General features: G+C 51.1%; 18 protein-coding genes. 9 read left to right on the top strand and 9 right to left on the bottom strand.

What is annotated here, in order from left to right; translation table 11 throughout:
* Window positions 1-144: 144 nt before the first annotated feature.
* The 7 genes from NA197_RS00420 to pspA all read right to left on the bottom strand — a co-directional run bounded on the left by NA197_RS00420 (window position 145) and on the right by pspA (window position 4,691).
* Window positions 145-1,206, bottom strand: coding sequence for a YcjF family protein (locus NA197_RS00420; RefSeq protein ID WP_064043114.1), 1,062 nt, complete (start codon window positions 1,204-1,206; stop codon window positions 145-147).
* The gene (locus NA197_RS00415) at window positions 1,203-2,600 is read right to left on the bottom strand and encodes a YcjX family protein (protein WP_000825858.1); all 1,398 of its coding nucleotides are present in this window, start codon (window positions 2,598-2,600) and stop codon (window positions 1,203-1,205) included. Before NA197_RS00415 ends, NA197_RS00420 begins: the two co-directional genes overlap by 4 nt.
* 148 nt (window positions 2,601-2,748) lie before the next feature.
* On the bottom strand, window positions 2,749-3,063 hold the full coding sequence (pspE, locus tag NA197_RS00410) for a thiosulfate sulfurtransferase PspE (protein ID WP_000913428.1): 315 nt from the start codon (window positions 3,061-3,063) through the stop codon (window positions 2,749-2,751).
* 75 nt (window positions 3,064-3,138) lie between these two features.
* Complete coding sequence (gene pspD / locus NA197_RS00405; protein ID WP_001097610.1) at window positions 3,139-3,357, bottom strand: phage shock protein PspD; 219 nt, start codon at window positions 3,355-3,357, stop codon at window positions 3,139-3,141.
* Window positions 3,358-3,379: 22 nt separating this feature from the next.
* Complete coding sequence (pspC, locus tag NA197_RS00400) at window positions 3,380-3,739, bottom strand: envelope stress response membrane protein PspC (RefSeq protein ID WP_000508938.1); 360 nt, start codon at window positions 3,737-3,739, stop codon at window positions 3,380-3,382.
* On the bottom strand, window positions 3,739-3,963 hold the full coding sequence (gene pspB / locus NA197_RS00395) for an envelope stress response membrane protein PspB (RefSeq protein ID WP_001274953.1): 225 nt from the start codon (window positions 3,961-3,963) through the stop codon (window positions 3,739-3,741). The genes pspC and pspB overlap by 1 nt, the downstream gene beginning before the upstream one ends.
* A 59-nt stretch (window positions 3,964-4,022) precedes the next feature.
* A complete protein-coding gene (gene pspA, locus NA197_RS00390; protein WP_000511010.1) occupies window positions 4,023-4,691 on the bottom strand; it encodes a phage shock protein PspA in 669 nt (222 codons plus the stop codon).
* Window positions 4,692-4,861: 170 nt separating this feature from the next.
* Between pspA and pspF the strand changes: the two genes are divergently transcribed.
* The 6 genes from pspF (at window position 4,862) to sapF (ending at window position 11,242) form a co-directional block, all read left to right on the top strand.
* The gene (gene pspF, locus NA197_RS00385) at window positions 4,862-5,842 is read left to right on the top strand and encodes a phage shock protein operon transcriptional activator (RefSeq protein ID WP_024158023.1); all 981 of its coding nucleotides are present in this window, start codon (window positions 4,862-4,864) and stop codon (window positions 5,840-5,842) included.
* 111 nt (window positions 5,843-5,953) lie between these two features.
* Window positions 5,954-7,603 (top strand): peptide ABC transporter substrate-binding protein SapA, encoded by a 1,650-nt coding sequence (gene sapA, locus NA197_RS00380; RefSeq protein WP_064043113.1) that lies wholly within the window; start codon window positions 5,954-5,956, stop codon window positions 7,601-7,603.
* Window positions 7,600-8,565, top strand: coding sequence for a peptide ABC transporter permease SapB (gene sapB, locus NA197_RS00375; RefSeq protein WP_000583298.1), 966 nt, complete (start codon window positions 7,600-7,602; stop codon window positions 8,563-8,565). Before sapA ends, sapB begins: the two co-directional genes overlap by 4 nt.
* A complete protein-coding gene (gene sapC, locus NA197_RS00370) occupies window positions 8,552-9,442 on the top strand; it encodes a peptide ABC transporter permease SapC (RefSeq protein ID WP_001146150.1) in 891 nt (296 codons plus the stop codon). The genes sapB and sapC overlap by 14 nt, the downstream gene beginning before the upstream one ends.
* Window positions 9,442-10,434 carry a peptide ABC transporter ATP-binding protein SapD gene (sapD, locus tag NA197_RS00365; protein ID WP_001128869.1) on the top strand — a complete coding sequence of 331 codons (993 nt, stop codon included), beginning with the start codon at window positions 9,442-9,444 and terminating at the stop codon, window positions 10,432-10,434. Before sapC ends, sapD begins: the two co-directional genes overlap by 1 nt.
* Window position 10,435: 1 nt before the next feature.
* On the top strand, window positions 10,436-11,242 hold the full coding sequence (sapF, locus tag NA197_RS00360; protein ID WP_000230462.1) for a peptide ABC transporter ATP-binding protein SapF: 807 nt from the start codon (window positions 10,436-10,438) through the stop codon (window positions 11,240-11,242).
* A gap of 15 nt (window positions 11,243-11,257) precedes the next feature.
* On the opposite strand, the gene NA197_RS00355 is transcribed toward sapF, so the two are convergent.
* Entirely contained in the window at window positions 11,258-11,965 is a 708-nt protein-coding gene (locus tag NA197_RS00355) for an EAL domain-containing protein (protein ID WP_064043112.1), read from the bottom strand.
* Between the two features lie 466 nt (window positions 11,966-12,431).
* Complete coding sequence (gene steC, locus NA197_RS00350) at window positions 12,432-13,805, bottom strand: SPI-2 type III secretion system effector kinase SteC (protein WP_064043111.1); 1,374 nt, start codon at window positions 13,803-13,805, stop codon at window positions 12,432-12,434.
* 33 nt (window positions 13,806-13,838) lie between these two features.
* Between steC and NA197_RS00345 the strand changes: the two genes are divergently transcribed.
* The 3 genes from NA197_RS00345 to fabI all read left to right on the top strand — a co-directional run bounded on the left by NA197_RS00345 (window position 13,839) and on the right by fabI (window position 15,198).
* Window positions 13,839-14,018, top strand: coding sequence for a hypothetical protein (locus NA197_RS00345; protein WP_001532376.1), 180 nt, complete (start codon window positions 13,839-13,841; stop codon window positions 14,016-14,018).
* Entirely contained in the window at window positions 13,993-14,292 is a 300-nt protein-coding gene (locus NA197_RS00340; RefSeq protein WP_064043110.1) for a hypothetical protein, read from the top strand. Before NA197_RS00345 ends, NA197_RS00340 begins: the two co-directional genes overlap by 26 nt.
* Window positions 14,293-14,409: 117 nt before the next feature.
* Window positions 14,410-15,198, top strand: a complete 789-nt coding sequence (fabI, locus tag NA197_RS00335; protein ID WP_000506501.1) for an enoyl-ACP reductase FabI — start codon at window positions 14,410-14,412, stop codon at window positions 15,196-15,198.
* Window positions 15,199-15,319: the final 121 nt, after the last annotated feature.

The raw sequence follows: 15,319 nt of genomic DNA, 5'->3' as shown, positions 1-15,319 counted from the left end.
AACCTTCACCTGAATAATGAACCATTAAATAGATGATAAGCCACTATTCGGCTGGCAGGAAGGATTCTGTCAACAAATATTGACAGCATGGCGGAAAAACGGGCGCTGCGGCGTAAAGCCAGGCAATCAGCGCCCTGTGGAAGGTCATTTCTCAGGCGACGACTTACTCTTTTGCAGGGTCTCTTTTAGCTGACCGATAAGCTGACGACGAAAATCACCGAGACGTGGTTTATCGTTGTCGATCCACGGCAATGGCCGACATAGCTCCATCGCTTTTATTCCCAGTCGAGCGGTAAGAAGGCCTGCTCCAATCCCCTGCGCCGCGCGCGTAGACAGGCGTGCGGCCAGATCCTGAGACATCCAGTCCATACCGACTTCACGCACCAGCTCACTGGCCCCCGCAAACGCGATATTCAGCAACACCAGACGGAACAGACGAAGGCGGCTGTAATAACCAAGTTCAATGCCATACAGCGTTGCGATGCGGTTAATCAGGCGTAAATTACGCCAGGCAATAAACGCCATATCCACCAACGCTAACGGGCTGACGGCGATCATCAGAGTCGATTCCGCGGCGAAACGGCTAATCTCACGTCGCGCCTGCGCGTCAAGTACCGGCTGTACCAGATTCGCATACAAACCGACGATTTCCCTGTCGTTTTGCGTTTCGTGAATAGCGGCATACCAACGTTGTAATGCCGGATGTGATTGATCAATCCCCGCCTGCTGCGCCAGTTTTTCGCAAAATGCGCGACCTTTCCCGACGCTATGGCTATGTAACAGTTCACGCGCTTCATCGCGTTCATGCGCCCGCTGGCGCAAGCGCCATAATCGCCGCCACTCCGTGACCACCGATCCCACGCCAGCGCCAACGATCAGCGCGCCTGCGGCACAGCCGCCTAAAGCGACCCAGTCCTGTGTTTGCCAGGCATTCATTGTCCACTGTACGCCTTGCCCGACCACGCTCGCGCCAAACAGCGCCAGTCCTCCCATCACCATTTTACGCCACAGGCTGCGTTTGGGGCGCAGCGCGGCATCGACCGCCGCTTCTGCCACGCCTTCGTCTTCCGGGCGCTCATCGATAGCCGCAGGCGCAAATGTACGCGACTCCGCTTCGCTGAAAGTTTGCTGCGCTTTGAAGGCCGACGTAGACTCCTCCTTTAGCGGTTCTGCAAAATCAATACGCGGTTTTAACGGTTCGCTCATCGCAGCTTATCTCCTATTAAAAACTCCAGCGCAGCGTCCAGACGAATGTGTGGTAATGGTTTATCAACATCCATCACCTGAGGACGAAAGGCTTCGAACTGAAAGCCCTGCTTATCCCAAAACGCTTGTCCCGGCAAACGCGAAGGCACTTCGCCGGGGTACACGGTTAACGGCGCGCCGTCACTCAAACGGTTTCCACGTAAAGCCGGGATTTTTTCACCGTTGACCTCAATCACGCCGCTGGTGGTCGCCTGTACCGACGCCAGCCCCAGGCAATCCATACTAATGCCTTCAAACGCGGCATTTTGCCAGGCATCCTGAATAAGCTGCTGGAGCAAGGCCACCATATTGGCATGTTGGTCGAGGGTGACATGGTCGGCTTTCGTCGCGGCGAACAGCAATTTATCAATCACCGGCGAAAACAAGCGGCGAAACAGAGTCCGCTGGCCATAGTGAAAACTTTGCATCAACTGCGTTAAGGCGAGACGCATATCATTAAACGCCTGCGGCCCGCTATTAAGCGGTTGCAGACAGTCGACCAGTACAATCTGGCGATCAAAGCGTAGAAAATGATTTTTATAGAACCCTTTGACCACTTTTTCGCAATAGTAGTTAAAGCGTTCGCGCAGCATTCCAGCGTTGGTCTGTTTATCCGCCTGCGCCAGTTTTGACTCGCCGAAGGCGTCCACATCCGGCCACGGGAAAAACTGCAACGCTGGCGCGCCCGCCATATCGCCCGGCAAAACAAACCGTCCAGGCTGAATAAAGTGCAATCCCTGCGATTTACACTGATGCAAATAATCCGTCCAGGCGGCGGCAATCTCCGCCAGCCGGTTTTCATCGGCGGGCGCCAGCGGATCGAGCCCGTCGCAAAGTTGCCGCCATTTTGCGGCCCACTCAGCGCGTTGCCCTTGCAACAAGCCGTTCATCTGACGGGACCAGCTTAAATAATCCTGAGCCAGCATGGGCAGATCGAGTAACCATTCCCCTGGATAGTCCACAATCTCCAGATACAATGTCGAGGTATCTTTAAAATGGCGCAGCAGCGAGTCGTTTGAGCGATAGCGCAACGCCAGCCGAATCTCACTGACGCCGCGCGTCGGTGTGGGCCAGGCGGGAGGATTGCCATAAAGCTGAAGTATCCCCTCGTCGTAGGTAAAACGGGGAATACCAAAATCACGTTGAGGCACACGCTTTACGCCAAGCAGGCGTTCTTCACGTACCGCGCTGAGCAACGGTAAGCGCGCGCCCGCGTGGACATTAAGCAACTGGTTAACCATCGCCGTGATAAACGCCGTTTTGCCGCTGCGGCTCAACCCGGTTACGGCAAGACGCAAATGCCTGTCTACCCCACGATTGACCAGCGCGTTGAGTTCAGTTTTAAGTCGCTTCATTGACATCCTGTTGAGCCTGAAGAGAAGAAAAAATAATAACGAGCCTGCGTTATAGATATGTGCAAAAACGTTATTATCAACTACCCGGAGAGATCAACAACGGCGCATTAAGCGCCGCGGTTAGTATGAGTATTGAGCAATAGATTATCTATTTTTTTACTTTCGGCATATCAAGACGACTGATGCCGCCCATATTCATCGCGTGCGTATACCCCATATCAAGCAACATTTGTTTTGCCATGCCCGACTGTCGTCCGGAGTTGCAATATAACTTTACCGTATCGTTCCTGTCTGGAACTACCGTTTCGATATGAGATTTAATCTCCTTCAATGGGATATTAATCGCGCCCTGAATATGCTCTCGCTGATATTGTTCCGGAATGCGGACATCTATCCAGTATTCTGCGGCATAAAGCGGCATGGCTATGAATAACGCTAACGCAAATATTCCTTTTTTCAACATACTTCCGTCCTGACACGTAATGTATTTCGCACACACTATACGCCAGAGCTTAACGAAATATTATGACCAGACTCGCTATTTGTAACGCTGCGAAATTTTATTCGCCGCCTTACGAAGTACTGGCTCCAGCGCAAACGCCAGCAACATTTTTAGCGGACGACGGGCGACGGATTTTACCGCCCATCCCGCCACGCCGGCAGGCCCGTAGCGTAACGCGGTCAACAGAACCAGCTTACCTGCTATTTTGAAGCCGGGCTTCACCTTCTGCCCGACGCGTTGCCAGCGAGTATTCATCTTCACCTTCCCGATATATCAGTTACAGTTGACGGAAACGACTACGCAGTGTGAACGTATCTGACGTGACGTAGCGTTCCATTTCACGCAAACGCTTTTCGCCTGCGGCAAGCTCTCTGTCTACGGTATCCAGCAGTTCGCCGCTGGTCGGCTGCGGTTTCCCTGCGGCCAGATTATCCGGCATAGGGTCCAGTACAAAAGACAGAACGATATAGGCCACTACGGTAAAAAACGCCAGCCCAAAGAAAATCGACAGCACGACCAGAATACGCACCAGTTTTACCGGTACATCAAGGTAGTCGGCGATCCCGGCGCAAACGCCACGCACCATGCCCTTTTGCGGCATACGCCATAGTTTTTTATTCAGATTGATTCCACCCATTAGCGCTCTCTCCAGTTCGGATGCTCTGCATCAAGAATGTCTTCCAGCGCCTGAATGCGCTCGCGCATACGTTGCGCATCGTCTGTGAGTTGCAGTAAGCGTTGCTGCTCGCTTTGCGACAGTTCTCCCCGACCGGCGCGGTTGCTGTAATGCAGCCACAGCCAAATCGGTAACACAAACAACACAAAAATGGTTAACGGGATGGCCAGAAATAGCGCGCTCATGCGTTCTCCTTACACCTAAAGCTGATGAGCGACGGCGCGTACCGGCGCCGCCATTGTCATTATTGATTATCTTGCTTCATTTTGGCTTTCAACTGCGCCAGCTGCTCGCTGATTTCATCATCGGCTTTCAGGTTGGCAAACTGTTGGTCCAGCGATTGCTGCTTACCAAAACGATGGCTTTCCGCTTCCGCTTCCATTTGATCGATACGACGTTCAAAGGATTCAAACCGCGCCATGGCTTCATCCAGTTTGCCGCTGTCAAGCTGACGACGGACATCACGGGAAGAACTCGCCGCCTGATGACGCAGCATCAGCGCCTGCTGGCGAGCGCGTGTTTCGCTGAGTTTGTTTTCCAGCTCGCCAATCTCTTTCTTCATGCGCGCCAGCGTGTCATCCACCAGCGTGACTTCCTGTTCAAGCGTAGCAATTAAATCGGTCAGCTTTTGTTTTTCAATCAATGCGGCGCGCGCCAGATCGTCTTTATCTTTGCGCAGAGCCAGTTCCGCTTTTTCCTGCCACTCGGTCTGCTGAACCGTAGCCTGTTCAATACGACGGGATAACTGTTTCTTTTCCGCTAAAGCACGCGCGGAGTTCGAGCGAACCTCCACCAGCGTATCTTCCATCTCCTGAATCATCAGGCGCACCAGCTTCTGCGGATCCTCCGCTTTTTCCAACAACGCATTGATATTGGCGTTCACGATGTCGGCAAAACGAGAAAAAATACCCATAATTCAATCCTCACATAATGTTCTGATAACGGGCGATGCCCTGCTACATGATTAATACAATTTGCGTGCCAACTTTTCATATCACTGATAATAAAGAAATTGTTTCGTTTTACCTCGCCAGCAAAAAAGGATAAAGTGGTGAAAAACACTAACAAGTGGCGATTTTCATCATGGCTGAATTTAAAGATAACCTGCTCGGCGAGGCAAACCGTTTTCTTGAAGTACTGGAACAAGTCTCCCGGCTCGCGCCGCTGGATAAGCCAGTGCTGATTATTGGCGAACGCGGGACGGGTAAAGAACTTATCGCCAATCGCCTGCACTATCTCTCTTCACGCTGGCAGGGGCCGCTTATCTCGCTTAACTGCGCAGCGCTTAACGAAAATCTGCTGGACTCCGAACTGTTTGGTCATGAAGCGGGGGCTTTTACCGGGGCGCAAAAACGCCATCCCGGTCGCTTTGAACGCGCCGATGGCGGCACGCTATTTTTGGATGAACTGGCGACAGCGCCGATGCTGGTACAGGAAAAGCTGCTGCGGGTGATTGAATATGGCGAGCTAGAGCGCGTCGGCGGCAGCCAGCCGTTACAGGTTAATGTGCGATTAGTATGCGCCACTAATGCCGATTTACCCGCCATGGTGAAGGAAGGGACATTTCGTGCCGATCTGCTCGACAGGCTGGCTTTTGATGTTGTACAACTGCCGCCGCTGCGCGAACGCCAGAGCGATATCATGCTGATGGCCGAGCATTTTGCTATTCAGATGTGTCGTGAGCTACGTTTGCCCTTATTTCCCGGTTTTACCGATCGGGCAAAAGAAACGTTGTTGCATTACGCCTGGCCGGGTAATGTCCGCGAGCTGAAAAACGTAGTCGAACGTTCAGTGTATCGCCACGGCAGCAGTGAACATCCTTTGGATGAAATTGTTATCGATCCTTTTCAACGCCATTCCGCCGAACCGCCCGCGCCCGCCCTGCCAGCGGCATCCGCCACGCCTGACCTGCCGCTCAACTTGCGGGAGTTTCAACTGCAACAGGAAAAAGCGCTGCTGCAACGTAGCTTACAGCAGGCGAAATTTAACCAGAAACGAGCCGCCGATTTGCTGGCGCTCACCTACCACCAGTTTCGCGCCTTGCTTAAAAAGCATCAGCTTTAGCTATTTCTCCGGCTAATTGACGACATTTACGCCAGTTATCCACCGACATTTTTACGTGGCGGGCCGAAGTGCGATACACTTTGCAAATTGAACTTCAAAAACTTAACTATTATGCGCCTGGTTTTATCGTCTCTGATCGTGATAGCGGGTCTACTAAGTAGTCAGGCTACGGCTGCGACTGCGCCCGAACAAACTGCGAGTGCAGATATTCGCGATAGCGGCTTTGTGTATTGTGTCAGCGGGCAGGTCAACACCTTTAATCCGCAAAAAGCGAGCAGCGGCCTCATCGTCGATACCCTGGCCGCCCAGTTATATGATCGCCTGTTGGATGTCGATCCCTATACTTATCGTTTAGTCCCAGAGCTGGCAGAAAGCTGGGAAGTGCTGGATAACGGGGCAACGTACCGTTTTCACCTGCGCCGCGACGTTTCCTTTCAAAAAACCGCCTGGTTTACGCCGACCCGAAAACTCAATGCTGATGATGTCGTCTTTACCTTTCAGCGGATTTTTGATCGTCGGCATCCGTGGCATAACATCAACGGCAGTAGCTTCCCCTACTTTGATAGCCTACAGTTCGCCGACAATGTAAAAAGCGTGCGTAAGCTGGACAATAACACCGTTGAGTTTCGCCTGACGCAGCCAGACGCCTCCTTTTTATGGCATCTGGCCACACACTACGCTTCCGTCATGTCCGCTGAGTACGCCGCGCAGCTTAGCCGAAAAGATCGTCAGGAACTGCTAGACCGGCAACCGGTCGGCACCGGTCCTTTCCAGCTTTCGGAGTACCGTGCCGGGCAGTTTATTCGTCTCCAGCGCCACGATGGGTTTTGGCGCGGCAAACCGCTGATGCCGCAAGTGGTGGTGGATTTAGGCTCCGGCGGTACCGGGCGTTTATCGAAATTACTGACCGGTGAATGCGATGTTCTGGCCTGGCCCGCCGCCAGCCAGCTAACTATTTTACGCGACGATCCGCGTTTACGTCTGACGTTGCGCCCGGGGATGAATATCGCCTATCTGGCCTTTAACACCGATAAGCCGCCGTTGAATAATCCCGCAGTGCGCCATGCGCTGGCCTTATCGATCAACAACCAGCGTCTGATGCAGTCGATTTATTACGGCACGGCGGAAACCGCAGCCTCCATTTTACCGAGAGCCTCATGGGCTTACGATAACGATGCCAAAATTACGGAGTACAATCCGCAAAAATCGCGCGAACAGCTAAAAGCGCTGGGCATTGAGAATCTTACGCTGCATCTCTGGGTGCCGACCAGTTCTCAGGCCTGGAACCCAAGTCCGCTAAAAACGGCGGAGCTTATTCAGGCGGATATGGCGCAGGTTGGCGTAAAAGTGGTCATTGTGCCGGTTGACGGTCGTTTTCAGGAGGCGCGCCTGATGGATATGAATCACGATCTGACCTTATCCGGCTGGGCCACGGACAGCAACGATCCGGATAGCTTTTTCAGACCGCTGTTAAGCTGTGCGGCCATCAATTCGCAAACCAATTTCGCCCACTGGTGTAACCCTGAATTTGACAGCGTGCTGCGTAAAGCACTGTCGTCGCAGCAGTTGGCTTCGCGCATAGAAGCATATGAGGAAGCGCAGAATATCCTGGAGAAAGAGCTGCCGATACTGCCGCTGGCATCATCACTACGCCTGCAGGCTTACCGCTACGATATTAAAGGGCTGGTGTTAAGCCCGTTCGGCAATGCGTCTTTTGCCGGCGTCTCCCGCGAAAAACACGAAGAGGTGAAAAAACCATGATTATCTTCACCCTGCGTCGGTTATTGCTGTTGCTGGTGACGCTATTCTTCCTGACCTTTATCGGCTTTAGCCTGAGCTATTTTACGCCGCACGCGCCGCTACAAGGCGCATCATTATGGAATGCCTGGGTTTTCTGGTTCAACGGTCTGCTGCACTGGGACTTTGGCGTGTCCAGCATTAACGGCCAACTGATCTCCGAGCAGCTTAAAGAGGTGTTTCCCGCCACGATGGAGCTGTGCATTCTCGCCTTTGGTTTTGCGCTGATGGTCGGCATCCCGGTCGGGATGCTGGCTGGCGTGACGCGTAGCAAATGGCCGGATCGTTTTATCAGCGCGCTGGCGCTATTAGGTTTCTCAATTCCGGTTTTCTGGCTGGCCCTTCTACTCACACTGTTCTTTTCGCTCACGCTGGGGTGGCTGCCGGTATCCGGGCGATTTGACTTGCTTTATGAAGTTAAACCGGTTACCGGTTTCGCCATCATTGACGCCTGGATTTCAGATTCGCCGTGGCGCGATGAAATGGTAATGAGCGCCATACGGCATATGGTTTTACCGGTGCTCACGCTTTCCGTCGCGCCGACCACAGAAGTGATCCGCCTGATGCGAATCAGCACTATTGAGGTCTACGATCAGAACTACGTTAAAGCGGCGGCCACGCGCGGCTTGTCGCGCTTTACGATTTTACGCCGTCACGTGTTGCATAATGCGCTGCCGCCGGTCATTCCCCGTCTTGGTCTGCAGTTTTCAACCATGTTAACGCTGGCGATGATTACCGAAATGGTTTTCAGCTGGCCAGGACTGGGACGATGGTTAATTCACGCCATTCGTCAGCAGGACTATGCCGCTATTTCCGCTGGCGTGATGGTCATTGGGTCGCTGGTTATTGTGGTCAATGTGATTTCCGATATTTTGGGTGCTATGGCTAACCCTCTGAAACATAAGGAATGGTATGCCTTACGATAGCGTCTACAGCGAAAAGCGCCCGCCAGGCACCCTGCGCACTGCCTGGCGTAAATTTTATAGCGACGCGCCTGCGATGGTGGGTCTGTATGGATGCGCCGGTCTGGCGTTGCTGTGTATTTTTGGCGGCTGGATCGCGCCCTATGGTATCGATCAGCAATTTCTGGGCTATCAGCTACTGCCACCCTCCTGGTCACGCTATGGCGAAGTCTCCTTTTTTCTGGGGACTGACGATCTGGGGCGCGATGTGCTGAGCCGCCTGTTAAGCGGCGCGGCGCCCACGGTCGGCGGCGCGTTTATCGTAACGCTGGCGGCTACGCTATGTGGATTAGTCCTCGGCGTAGTGGCAGGCGCGACCCACGGTTTACGCTCTGCCGTACTGAACCATATTCTGGACACGCTGCTTTCCATCCCTTCGCTCTTGCTGGCGATTATCGTCGTGGCATTTGCCGGCCCACATCTGTCACACGCGATGTTTGCCGTCTGGCTGGCTCTGTTGCCGCGAATGGTACGTTCCGTCTATAGCATGGTGCATGATGAACTGGAAAAAGAGTACGTCATTGCCGCCCGTCTGGATGGCGCGACAACGCTGAATATTCTGTGGTTCGCCATTTTACCGAATATTACCGCCGGTCTGGTCACCGAAATTACCCGGGCGCTGTCGATGGCGATTCTGGACATCGCCGCGCTGGGATTTTTAGATCTCGGCGCGCAGCTTCCCTCTCCTGAATGGGGGGCCATGTTGGGGGATGCGCTGGAGCTAATCTATGTCGCGCCGTGGACCGTTATGCTACCCGGCGCGGCGATAACGCTCAGTGTTTTACTGGTAAACCTGCTCGGAGATGGGATTCGTCGTGCGATTATTGCGGGGGTGGAATAATGCCGTTACTGGATATCCGCAATCTCACCATTGAATTTAAAACCAGCGAAGGTTGGGTAAAAGCGGTCGATCGCGTCAGTATGACATTAAGCGAAGGTGAAATTCGCGGCCTGGTAGGTGAATCGGGTTCCGGAAAGAGCTTGATTGCTAAAGCTATTTGCGGCGTCGCGAAAGACAACTGGCGAGTCACTGCCGACCGTATGCGTTTTGATGATATCGATCTGCTGCGCCTCTCCTCTCGTGAACGGCGTAAGCTGGTCGGGCATAATGTGTCGATGATCTTCCAGGAGCCGCAGTCGTGCCTTGATCCTTCCGAACGCGTCGGCCGCCAGTTAATGCAAAATATTCCCGCCTGGACCTATAAAGGCCGCTGGTGGCAGCGTTTAGGCTGGCGTAAACGGCGTGCAATTGAATTACTGCACCGGGTGGGAATTAAAGATCATAAAGACGCGATGCGCAGTTTTCCCTATGAACTGACCGATGGCGAGTGTCAGAAAGTTATGATCGCTATCGCGCTGGCGAATCAACCGCGACTCCTGATCGCTGATGAACCCACCAACTCAATGGAACCGACGACGCAGGCGCAAATTTTTCGCCTGCTGACCCGACTGAATCAAAACAGTAATACCACCATTCTGTTGATTAGCCACGACCTGCAAATGCTGAGTCAGTGGGCTGACAAAATCAACGTTTTATACTGCGGCCAGACGGTAGAAACCGCGCCAAGTAAAGATCTGGTGACGACGCCACATCATCCTTATACGCAGGCGCTTATCCGTGCGATTCCGGATTTTGGCAGCGCGATGCCGCATAAAAGCCGTCTCAATACGCTGCCGGGCGCGATCCCGCTACTGGAGCAGTTACCGATAGGCTGTCGTCTGGGGCCGCGTTGCCCTTACGCGCAACGAGAATGCATTATCACGCCACGCTTAACCGGCGCGAAAAATCATCTCTATGCCTGTCATTTTCCGCTGAATATGGAGAGAGAGTGATATGGTGGAAACTCTGCTTGAAGTGCGCAACCTGAGTAAAACCTTTCGCTACCGGACAGGATGGTTTCGCCGCCAGACCGTCGACGCCGTGAAACCATTAAGCTTTACGCTTCGTGAGCGTCAGACTCTGGCCATTATCGGCGAAAACGGTTCCGGCAAATCCACGCTGGCAAAGATGCTGGCCGGCATGATTGAACCCACCAGCGGCGAGCTTCTTATTGACGATCATCCCCTGCATTACGGCGACTATTCGTTTCGAAGCCAACGTATTCGAATGATTTTTCAGGACCCCTCAACGTCACTGAATCCACGTCAACGTATTTCACAGATTCTTGACTTCCCCCTGCGCCTTAATACCGATCTGGAGCCGGAACAGCGGCGCAAACAGATTGTCGAGACGATGCGTATGGTGGGGCTATTGCCCGATCACGTGAGCTACTACCCGCATATGCTGGCGCCGGGGCAGAAACAGCGTCTGGGCCTGGCCCGCGCGCTGATTTTACGCCCTAAAGTCATTATCGCGGACGAAGCGCTGGCTTCGCTTGATATGTCCATGCGCTCGCAGCTCATCAATCTGATGCTTGAATTGCAGGAAAAGCAAGGCATCTCCTATATCTATGTCACGCAGCATATCGGCATGATGAAACATATTAGCGATCAGGTATTAGTGATGCATCAGGGGGAAGTGGTTGAACGCGGCAGCACCGCCGATGTGCTCGCCTCTCCGCTACATGAGCTTACCCGCCGTTTAATCGCAGGCCATTTTGGCGAGGCGCTGACCGCTGACGCATGGCGAAAGGATCGCTAAGCGAAACAAATACCCTCAGTTCGATTCTCTGAGGGTGTTCATGCGACTGCCCAACAGCAATGTTTCAACCTCTTCTAACGCAACGGAAGGAAATAACGAGCCCTGGGTTGCCCAAATGCCTGCCGTTTTTAACACCGGCAAATAGCGTGTGTTTTCCTGGCCCCCCACCACGATCTTGTCACAATAACGCCGGATATGTTTGACAAGCAGCGGAAACGTCATTTTTTCAATTTGTGAGACAAAAAAGCTGCGATCAAGTTTTACGCCGCTAAAACACCCGCAAACTAATGGCGCAGCAGTTGCATTCCCTACGCCCAGGTCGCCCAGCCATAATGGATTAGGTTGTTTATGAAGCGCGTGTATTAAAGGATCGACTAAGACGTTATCTTGACATGAAAAATGTTCAGCGACCTGCAGCTCCACAAATAGCATGGCGTGTAGTAATGCGCGAATATCTTTATCCTGAAGGACAAGCTGCGCCATACCCCGATCAATATTTACGATACAGAACAGGCCGTGGCGTAGAAACCAGCCATGTTTGGCCGCGATTGTCCGCAACAGATCAAGCAGAAAACGGCGCTTCTGCGAATTGTCCCATGACGAGATAACAAACTCAGGGTGTAGCGGACGAGCGGGCGACGATGCAAAATGGGTAGTGATTTCGACACCCAGTAAATCCCCCTCCATTGCCCTTATCGGCTCTGCCATAAAAAAATAGCGCATGTGACCACTCCACTTGATCTTAACTCCCTGATAATGCGCTTTTAACGCAAATCAATCAATAAAAACGATCAATATATAAAAAATGATCGAAAAAAACAATATATGTTAACTTCATGATAACTTGCTAATTTTATGTTTTGAGAATGTTCTTCTATTGCTATAAGGAAATTTACATACTACGCCGAACAACGCTAATACGACGGCATGAGACCATCCGTAAAGCCAGGTTTTTCTTGTCAGGCAGAGGGGAAAAATCAAGGCGAGTTAATGGTGTTGCACCATCGCGTGGCATTTCACCCACTATGGCAGCGCGGCATCGCCAACCCTAATGGCGAGTTGCATCTCCGCTGCAGGCTGTCCAGATCCCCCGAACGACCTTTAAACGAATAGCAACTCTCAATAATTGATCGGTAAATCTGTAGCGAATGTGCCCCCGGCGATTCGCAGAAAAGAACGGAACTAAATGCTATTTTTTTAATTCATTCTTTAATACTTTAGCCACAAGAGTCCCCTCCTCAGGCGCGGCTAGTTTAAAACGTCTTCCTGGCGCAGGTGCCTGTTCTTCCTCTCCGATTAACTCATCAAGCTCTGTAATAAGTGACTTATAATATTCAATATCTTCAGTATTTCCTTCGGTCTCGGACTGCTTTAATTTTACCAGGTAACGGGCCTTAATTTGCTCTTCCAGTTGCCTTGTTGCAAGAGAAACGCTTCGCTGTTGCCGGGATTCTTGTGACAGCACGATTTGATCGCCATCGACAAAGAAAAGTACCCCCTCTTTAACCAGAATATTACCTACGTTATCTATATCATGCATATAAACCCCCCGGGATTCAAGAAGCGCCTCCGCCATTCGATAGTTATCTTCATCTTCAATATCGAACTCCTGACCTTGAATATATTTTGAAACTAAAACTGTAACGTCTTTACCATTAATATTCATGGAGGCCGAACGAGAAAAATTCTTGTCGTCATTGGCCATATTCAAATACTTACTGACACGCTCAGGATGACAATTACGATGTTCTGGAGAGTTAACATCCACTTTTATCCCCCGCTCATTAATTGGAATCTTAACAACAAAGTCATCATGTAACCGATAGACTGTCCCATAACTTCCGCTACCTATTTTATTTTTTTCAATATCACGCATGCGAATATTTTTCTGAAACTCCGGCGAGTTAATAAACGCCTCTATTGCCGCTGGTTGTGATGCATCCGTCTGATCAATAGCGCCGCTCTCATCACCAGACGCCGTGGCGGGCGTGGTCAGGAAGTCTATCAAACGTTGCTCAAAAGCCTCATAGATTCCATTACTACCTGCCTCGCTCGGCGTCAGATGATCATTATCCAAAGCGGCAAGCGTAATTTCCCCGTTATTATAATTAAACATCGTTTCTTTTAAAAAATCGACGCAATGTTCAGAACACTCCGTCTCGGTCACTAATACTCCATCGTAAAACATCTGTAGTAGTAACATATTTTCTTGTTGTGCTAATACCTCTACAGTGTATTTATCTCTTGTTTCAGGCCTGGAGGCATCAATAAGTTTAATATATCCAAGAAGGGGGCGCCATCGTGTACAGTCTTCATCTCGCTTCGAAAATGGTCCTGGAGAGAAAGGCCCTTTAATATCGGGATGCTCGTTTTTTTGGCACAGTAGATTATATATTTCTCTATAGTCAGAAATTAAACTTCGCCTGGTGAATATATTCCTGAAAAAATCTATGAATTTCTCATACGTTGAAAAAACATGCTCTCTTTTATTATCAATGATATCTCTTAAATACCTTTCTGATATCTGGCAACTATGATTTCCGATCTGAAATGTAAACGGCATATGTCTCATCCTCTGAAATTTATTATAATATACATGCAAACATATAAAAACCTGATTTGTAACTACTGTAATCACCTGATTTCCAAAATTTTTCATATTCAGTATTACTCTGCATCAATAAATAGAGAAAACCTTCAGCGCCTAAAAAAGAAATTATTTTTGTTAAGCATTTGCTGGTTAAAATTACATGTCCATAACATCGCTAATAGGTGAGGTAAACCATTCGGATGAATATTCTGGCTTCCTACAGAACCTTTATTTGTCTGGTGGAAGGCGCATCGCTATCGTACTTGCTATCCGTCCCGGTATCTCTGGTTGGATGAGGCGAACCTTACACCAGCTGGTATACTGCACCGTAGGGCCTGTCCCATTAGACTCTTTGATTTGCCAGTTTGGCCCTGGGGAGTGCTCAAAATCCTCAAGGACTTTGTTACCGTGTGGTTTTAGAACGTCACCTGCCGGTGATAGCGGCGGAAAAATAGCGTGACACACGGGGCCAGGAGTGGGATATAATTTCAGACTAATTTCGAATAATGTTGAAAAGTTGCTGTTAACCATTGTTCGTAAAAGCAAAAAATAAGCAATGACTATAAGGATTAAAGCTATGGGTTTTCTTTCCGGTAAGCGCATTCTGGTCACTGGCGTGGCCAGTAAACTGTCCATCGCCTACGGTATCGCACAGGCGATGCACCGCGAAGGAGCTGAACTGGCGTTCACCTACCAGAACGACAAACTGAAAGGCCGCGTAGAAGAATTTGCTGCCCAGCTGGGTTCCAGCATCGTTTTACCGTGTGATGTCGCTGAAGATGCCAGCATTGACGCTATGTTTGCGGAGCTGGGTAACGTTTGGCCGAAATTTGACGGTTTTGTACACTCGATTGGTTTCGCGCCTGGCGATCAGCTGGACGGCGATTATGTTAATGCGGTTACCCGCGAAGGCTTTAAAATCGCTCACGATATTAGCTCTTACAGCTTTGTTGCCATGGCGAAAGCCTGCCGCACCATGCTGAATCCGGGTTCTGCGCTGTTGACCTTGTCTTATCTGGGAGCGGAGCGCGCCATCCCGAACTACAATGTCATGGGTCTGGCGAAAGCCTCTCTGGAAGCCAACGTGCGTTATATGGCAAACGCTATGGGACCGGAAGGGGTTCGCGTCAACGCCATCTCTGCGGGCCCAATCCGCACGCTGGCGGCGTCCGGTATTAAAGACTTCCGTAAAATGCTGGCGCATTGTGAAGCCGTTACGCCAATTCGTCGCACCGTGACCATTGAAGATGTGGGTAACTCAGCGGCGTTTCTGTGTTCCGATCTCTCGGCAGGCATTTCTGGCGAAGTCGTCCATGTTGACGGCGGGTTCAGCATTGCGGCAATGAATGAACTGGAACTGAAGTAAGCGCATTAAGTTTATTAGCGGGCGGCACGGCTGTGCTGCCCCATTCCCCTCACTCACCGCTCATCTCGTTATATAGCGTTCTGATATTTGTTATCACCTAACAATCTTTCATCCCTTTCCC

It is taken from the genome of Salmonella sp. NW884 (genome assembly GCF_051700745.1).
Taxonomy (GTDB): Bacteria; Pseudomonadota; Gammaproteobacteria; order Enterobacterales; family Enterobacteriaceae; genus Salmonella; species Salmonella enterica.
Note: the sequence above shows the minus strand (reverse complement) of the source record. Positions and strands in the feature narration are given on the sequence as shown.

Excerpts from the sequence above, each read along its gene's own strand:
- NA197_RS00420 (WP_064043114.1), bottom strand. The coding sequence starts at position 1,206 with ATGAGCGAACCGTTAAAACCGCGTATTGATTTTGCAGAACCGCTAAAG.
- NA197_RS00415 (WP_000825858.1), bottom strand. The coding sequence starts at position 2,600 with ATGAAGCGACTTAAAACTGAACTCAACGCGCTGGTCAATCGTGGGGTA.
- pspE (WP_000913428.1), bottom strand. The coding sequence starts at position 3,063 with ATGTTGAAAAAAGGAATATTTGCGTTAGCGTTATTCATAGCCATGCCG.
- pspD (WP_001097610.1), bottom strand. The coding sequence starts at position 3,357 with ATGAATACTCGCTGGCAACGCGTCGGGCAGAAGGTGAAGCCCGGCTTC.
- pspC (WP_000508938.1), bottom strand. The coding sequence starts at position 3,739 with ATGGGTGGAATCAATCTGAATAAAAAACTATGGCGTATGCCGCAAAAG.
- pspB (WP_001274953.1), bottom strand. The coding sequence starts at position 3,963 with ATGAGCGCGCTATTTCTGGCCATCCCGTTAACCATTTTTGTGTTGTTT.
- pspA (WP_000511010.1), bottom strand. The coding sequence starts at position 4,691 with ATGGGTATTTTTTCTCGTTTTGCCGACATCGTGAACGCCAATATCAAT.
- pspF (WP_024158023.1), top strand. The coding sequence starts at position 4,862 with ATGGCTGAATTTAAAGATAACCTGCTCGGCGAGGCAAACCGTTTTCTT.
- sapA (WP_064043113.1), top strand. The coding sequence starts at position 5,954 with ATGCGCCTGGTTTTATCGTCTCTGATCGTGATAGCGGGTCTACTAAGT.
- sapB (WP_000583298.1), top strand. The coding sequence starts at position 7,600 with ATGATTATCTTCACCCTGCGTCGGTTATTGCTGTTGCTGGTGACGCTA.
- sapC (WP_001146150.1), top strand. The coding sequence starts at position 8,552 with ATGCCTTACGATAGCGTCTACAGCGAAAAGCGCCCGCCAGGCACCCTG.
- sapD (WP_001128869.1), top strand. The coding sequence starts at position 9,442 with ATGCCGTTACTGGATATCCGCAATCTCACCATTGAATTTAAAACCAGC.
- sapF (WP_000230462.1), top strand. The coding sequence starts at position 10,436 with ATGGTGGAAACTCTGCTTGAAGTGCGCAACCTGAGTAAAACCTTTCGC.
- NA197_RS00355 (WP_064043112.1), bottom strand. The coding sequence starts at position 11,965 with ATGCGCTATTTTTTTATGGCAGAGCCGATAAGGGCAATGGAGGGGGAT.
- steC (WP_064043111.1), bottom strand. The coding sequence starts at position 13,805 with ATGCCGTTTACATTTCAGATCGGAAATCATAGTTGCCAGATATCAGAA.
- NA197_RS00345 (WP_001532376.1), top strand. The coding sequence starts at position 13,839 with ATGCAAACATATAAAAACCTGATTTGTAACTACTGTAATCACCTGATT.
- NA197_RS00340 (WP_064043110.1), top strand. The coding sequence starts at position 13,993 with ATGTCCATAACATCGCTAATAGGTGAGGTAAACCATTCGGATGAATAT.
- fabI (WP_000506501.1), top strand. The coding sequence starts at position 14,410 with ATGGGTTTTCTTTCCGGTAAGCGCATTCTGGTCACTGGCGTGGCCAGT.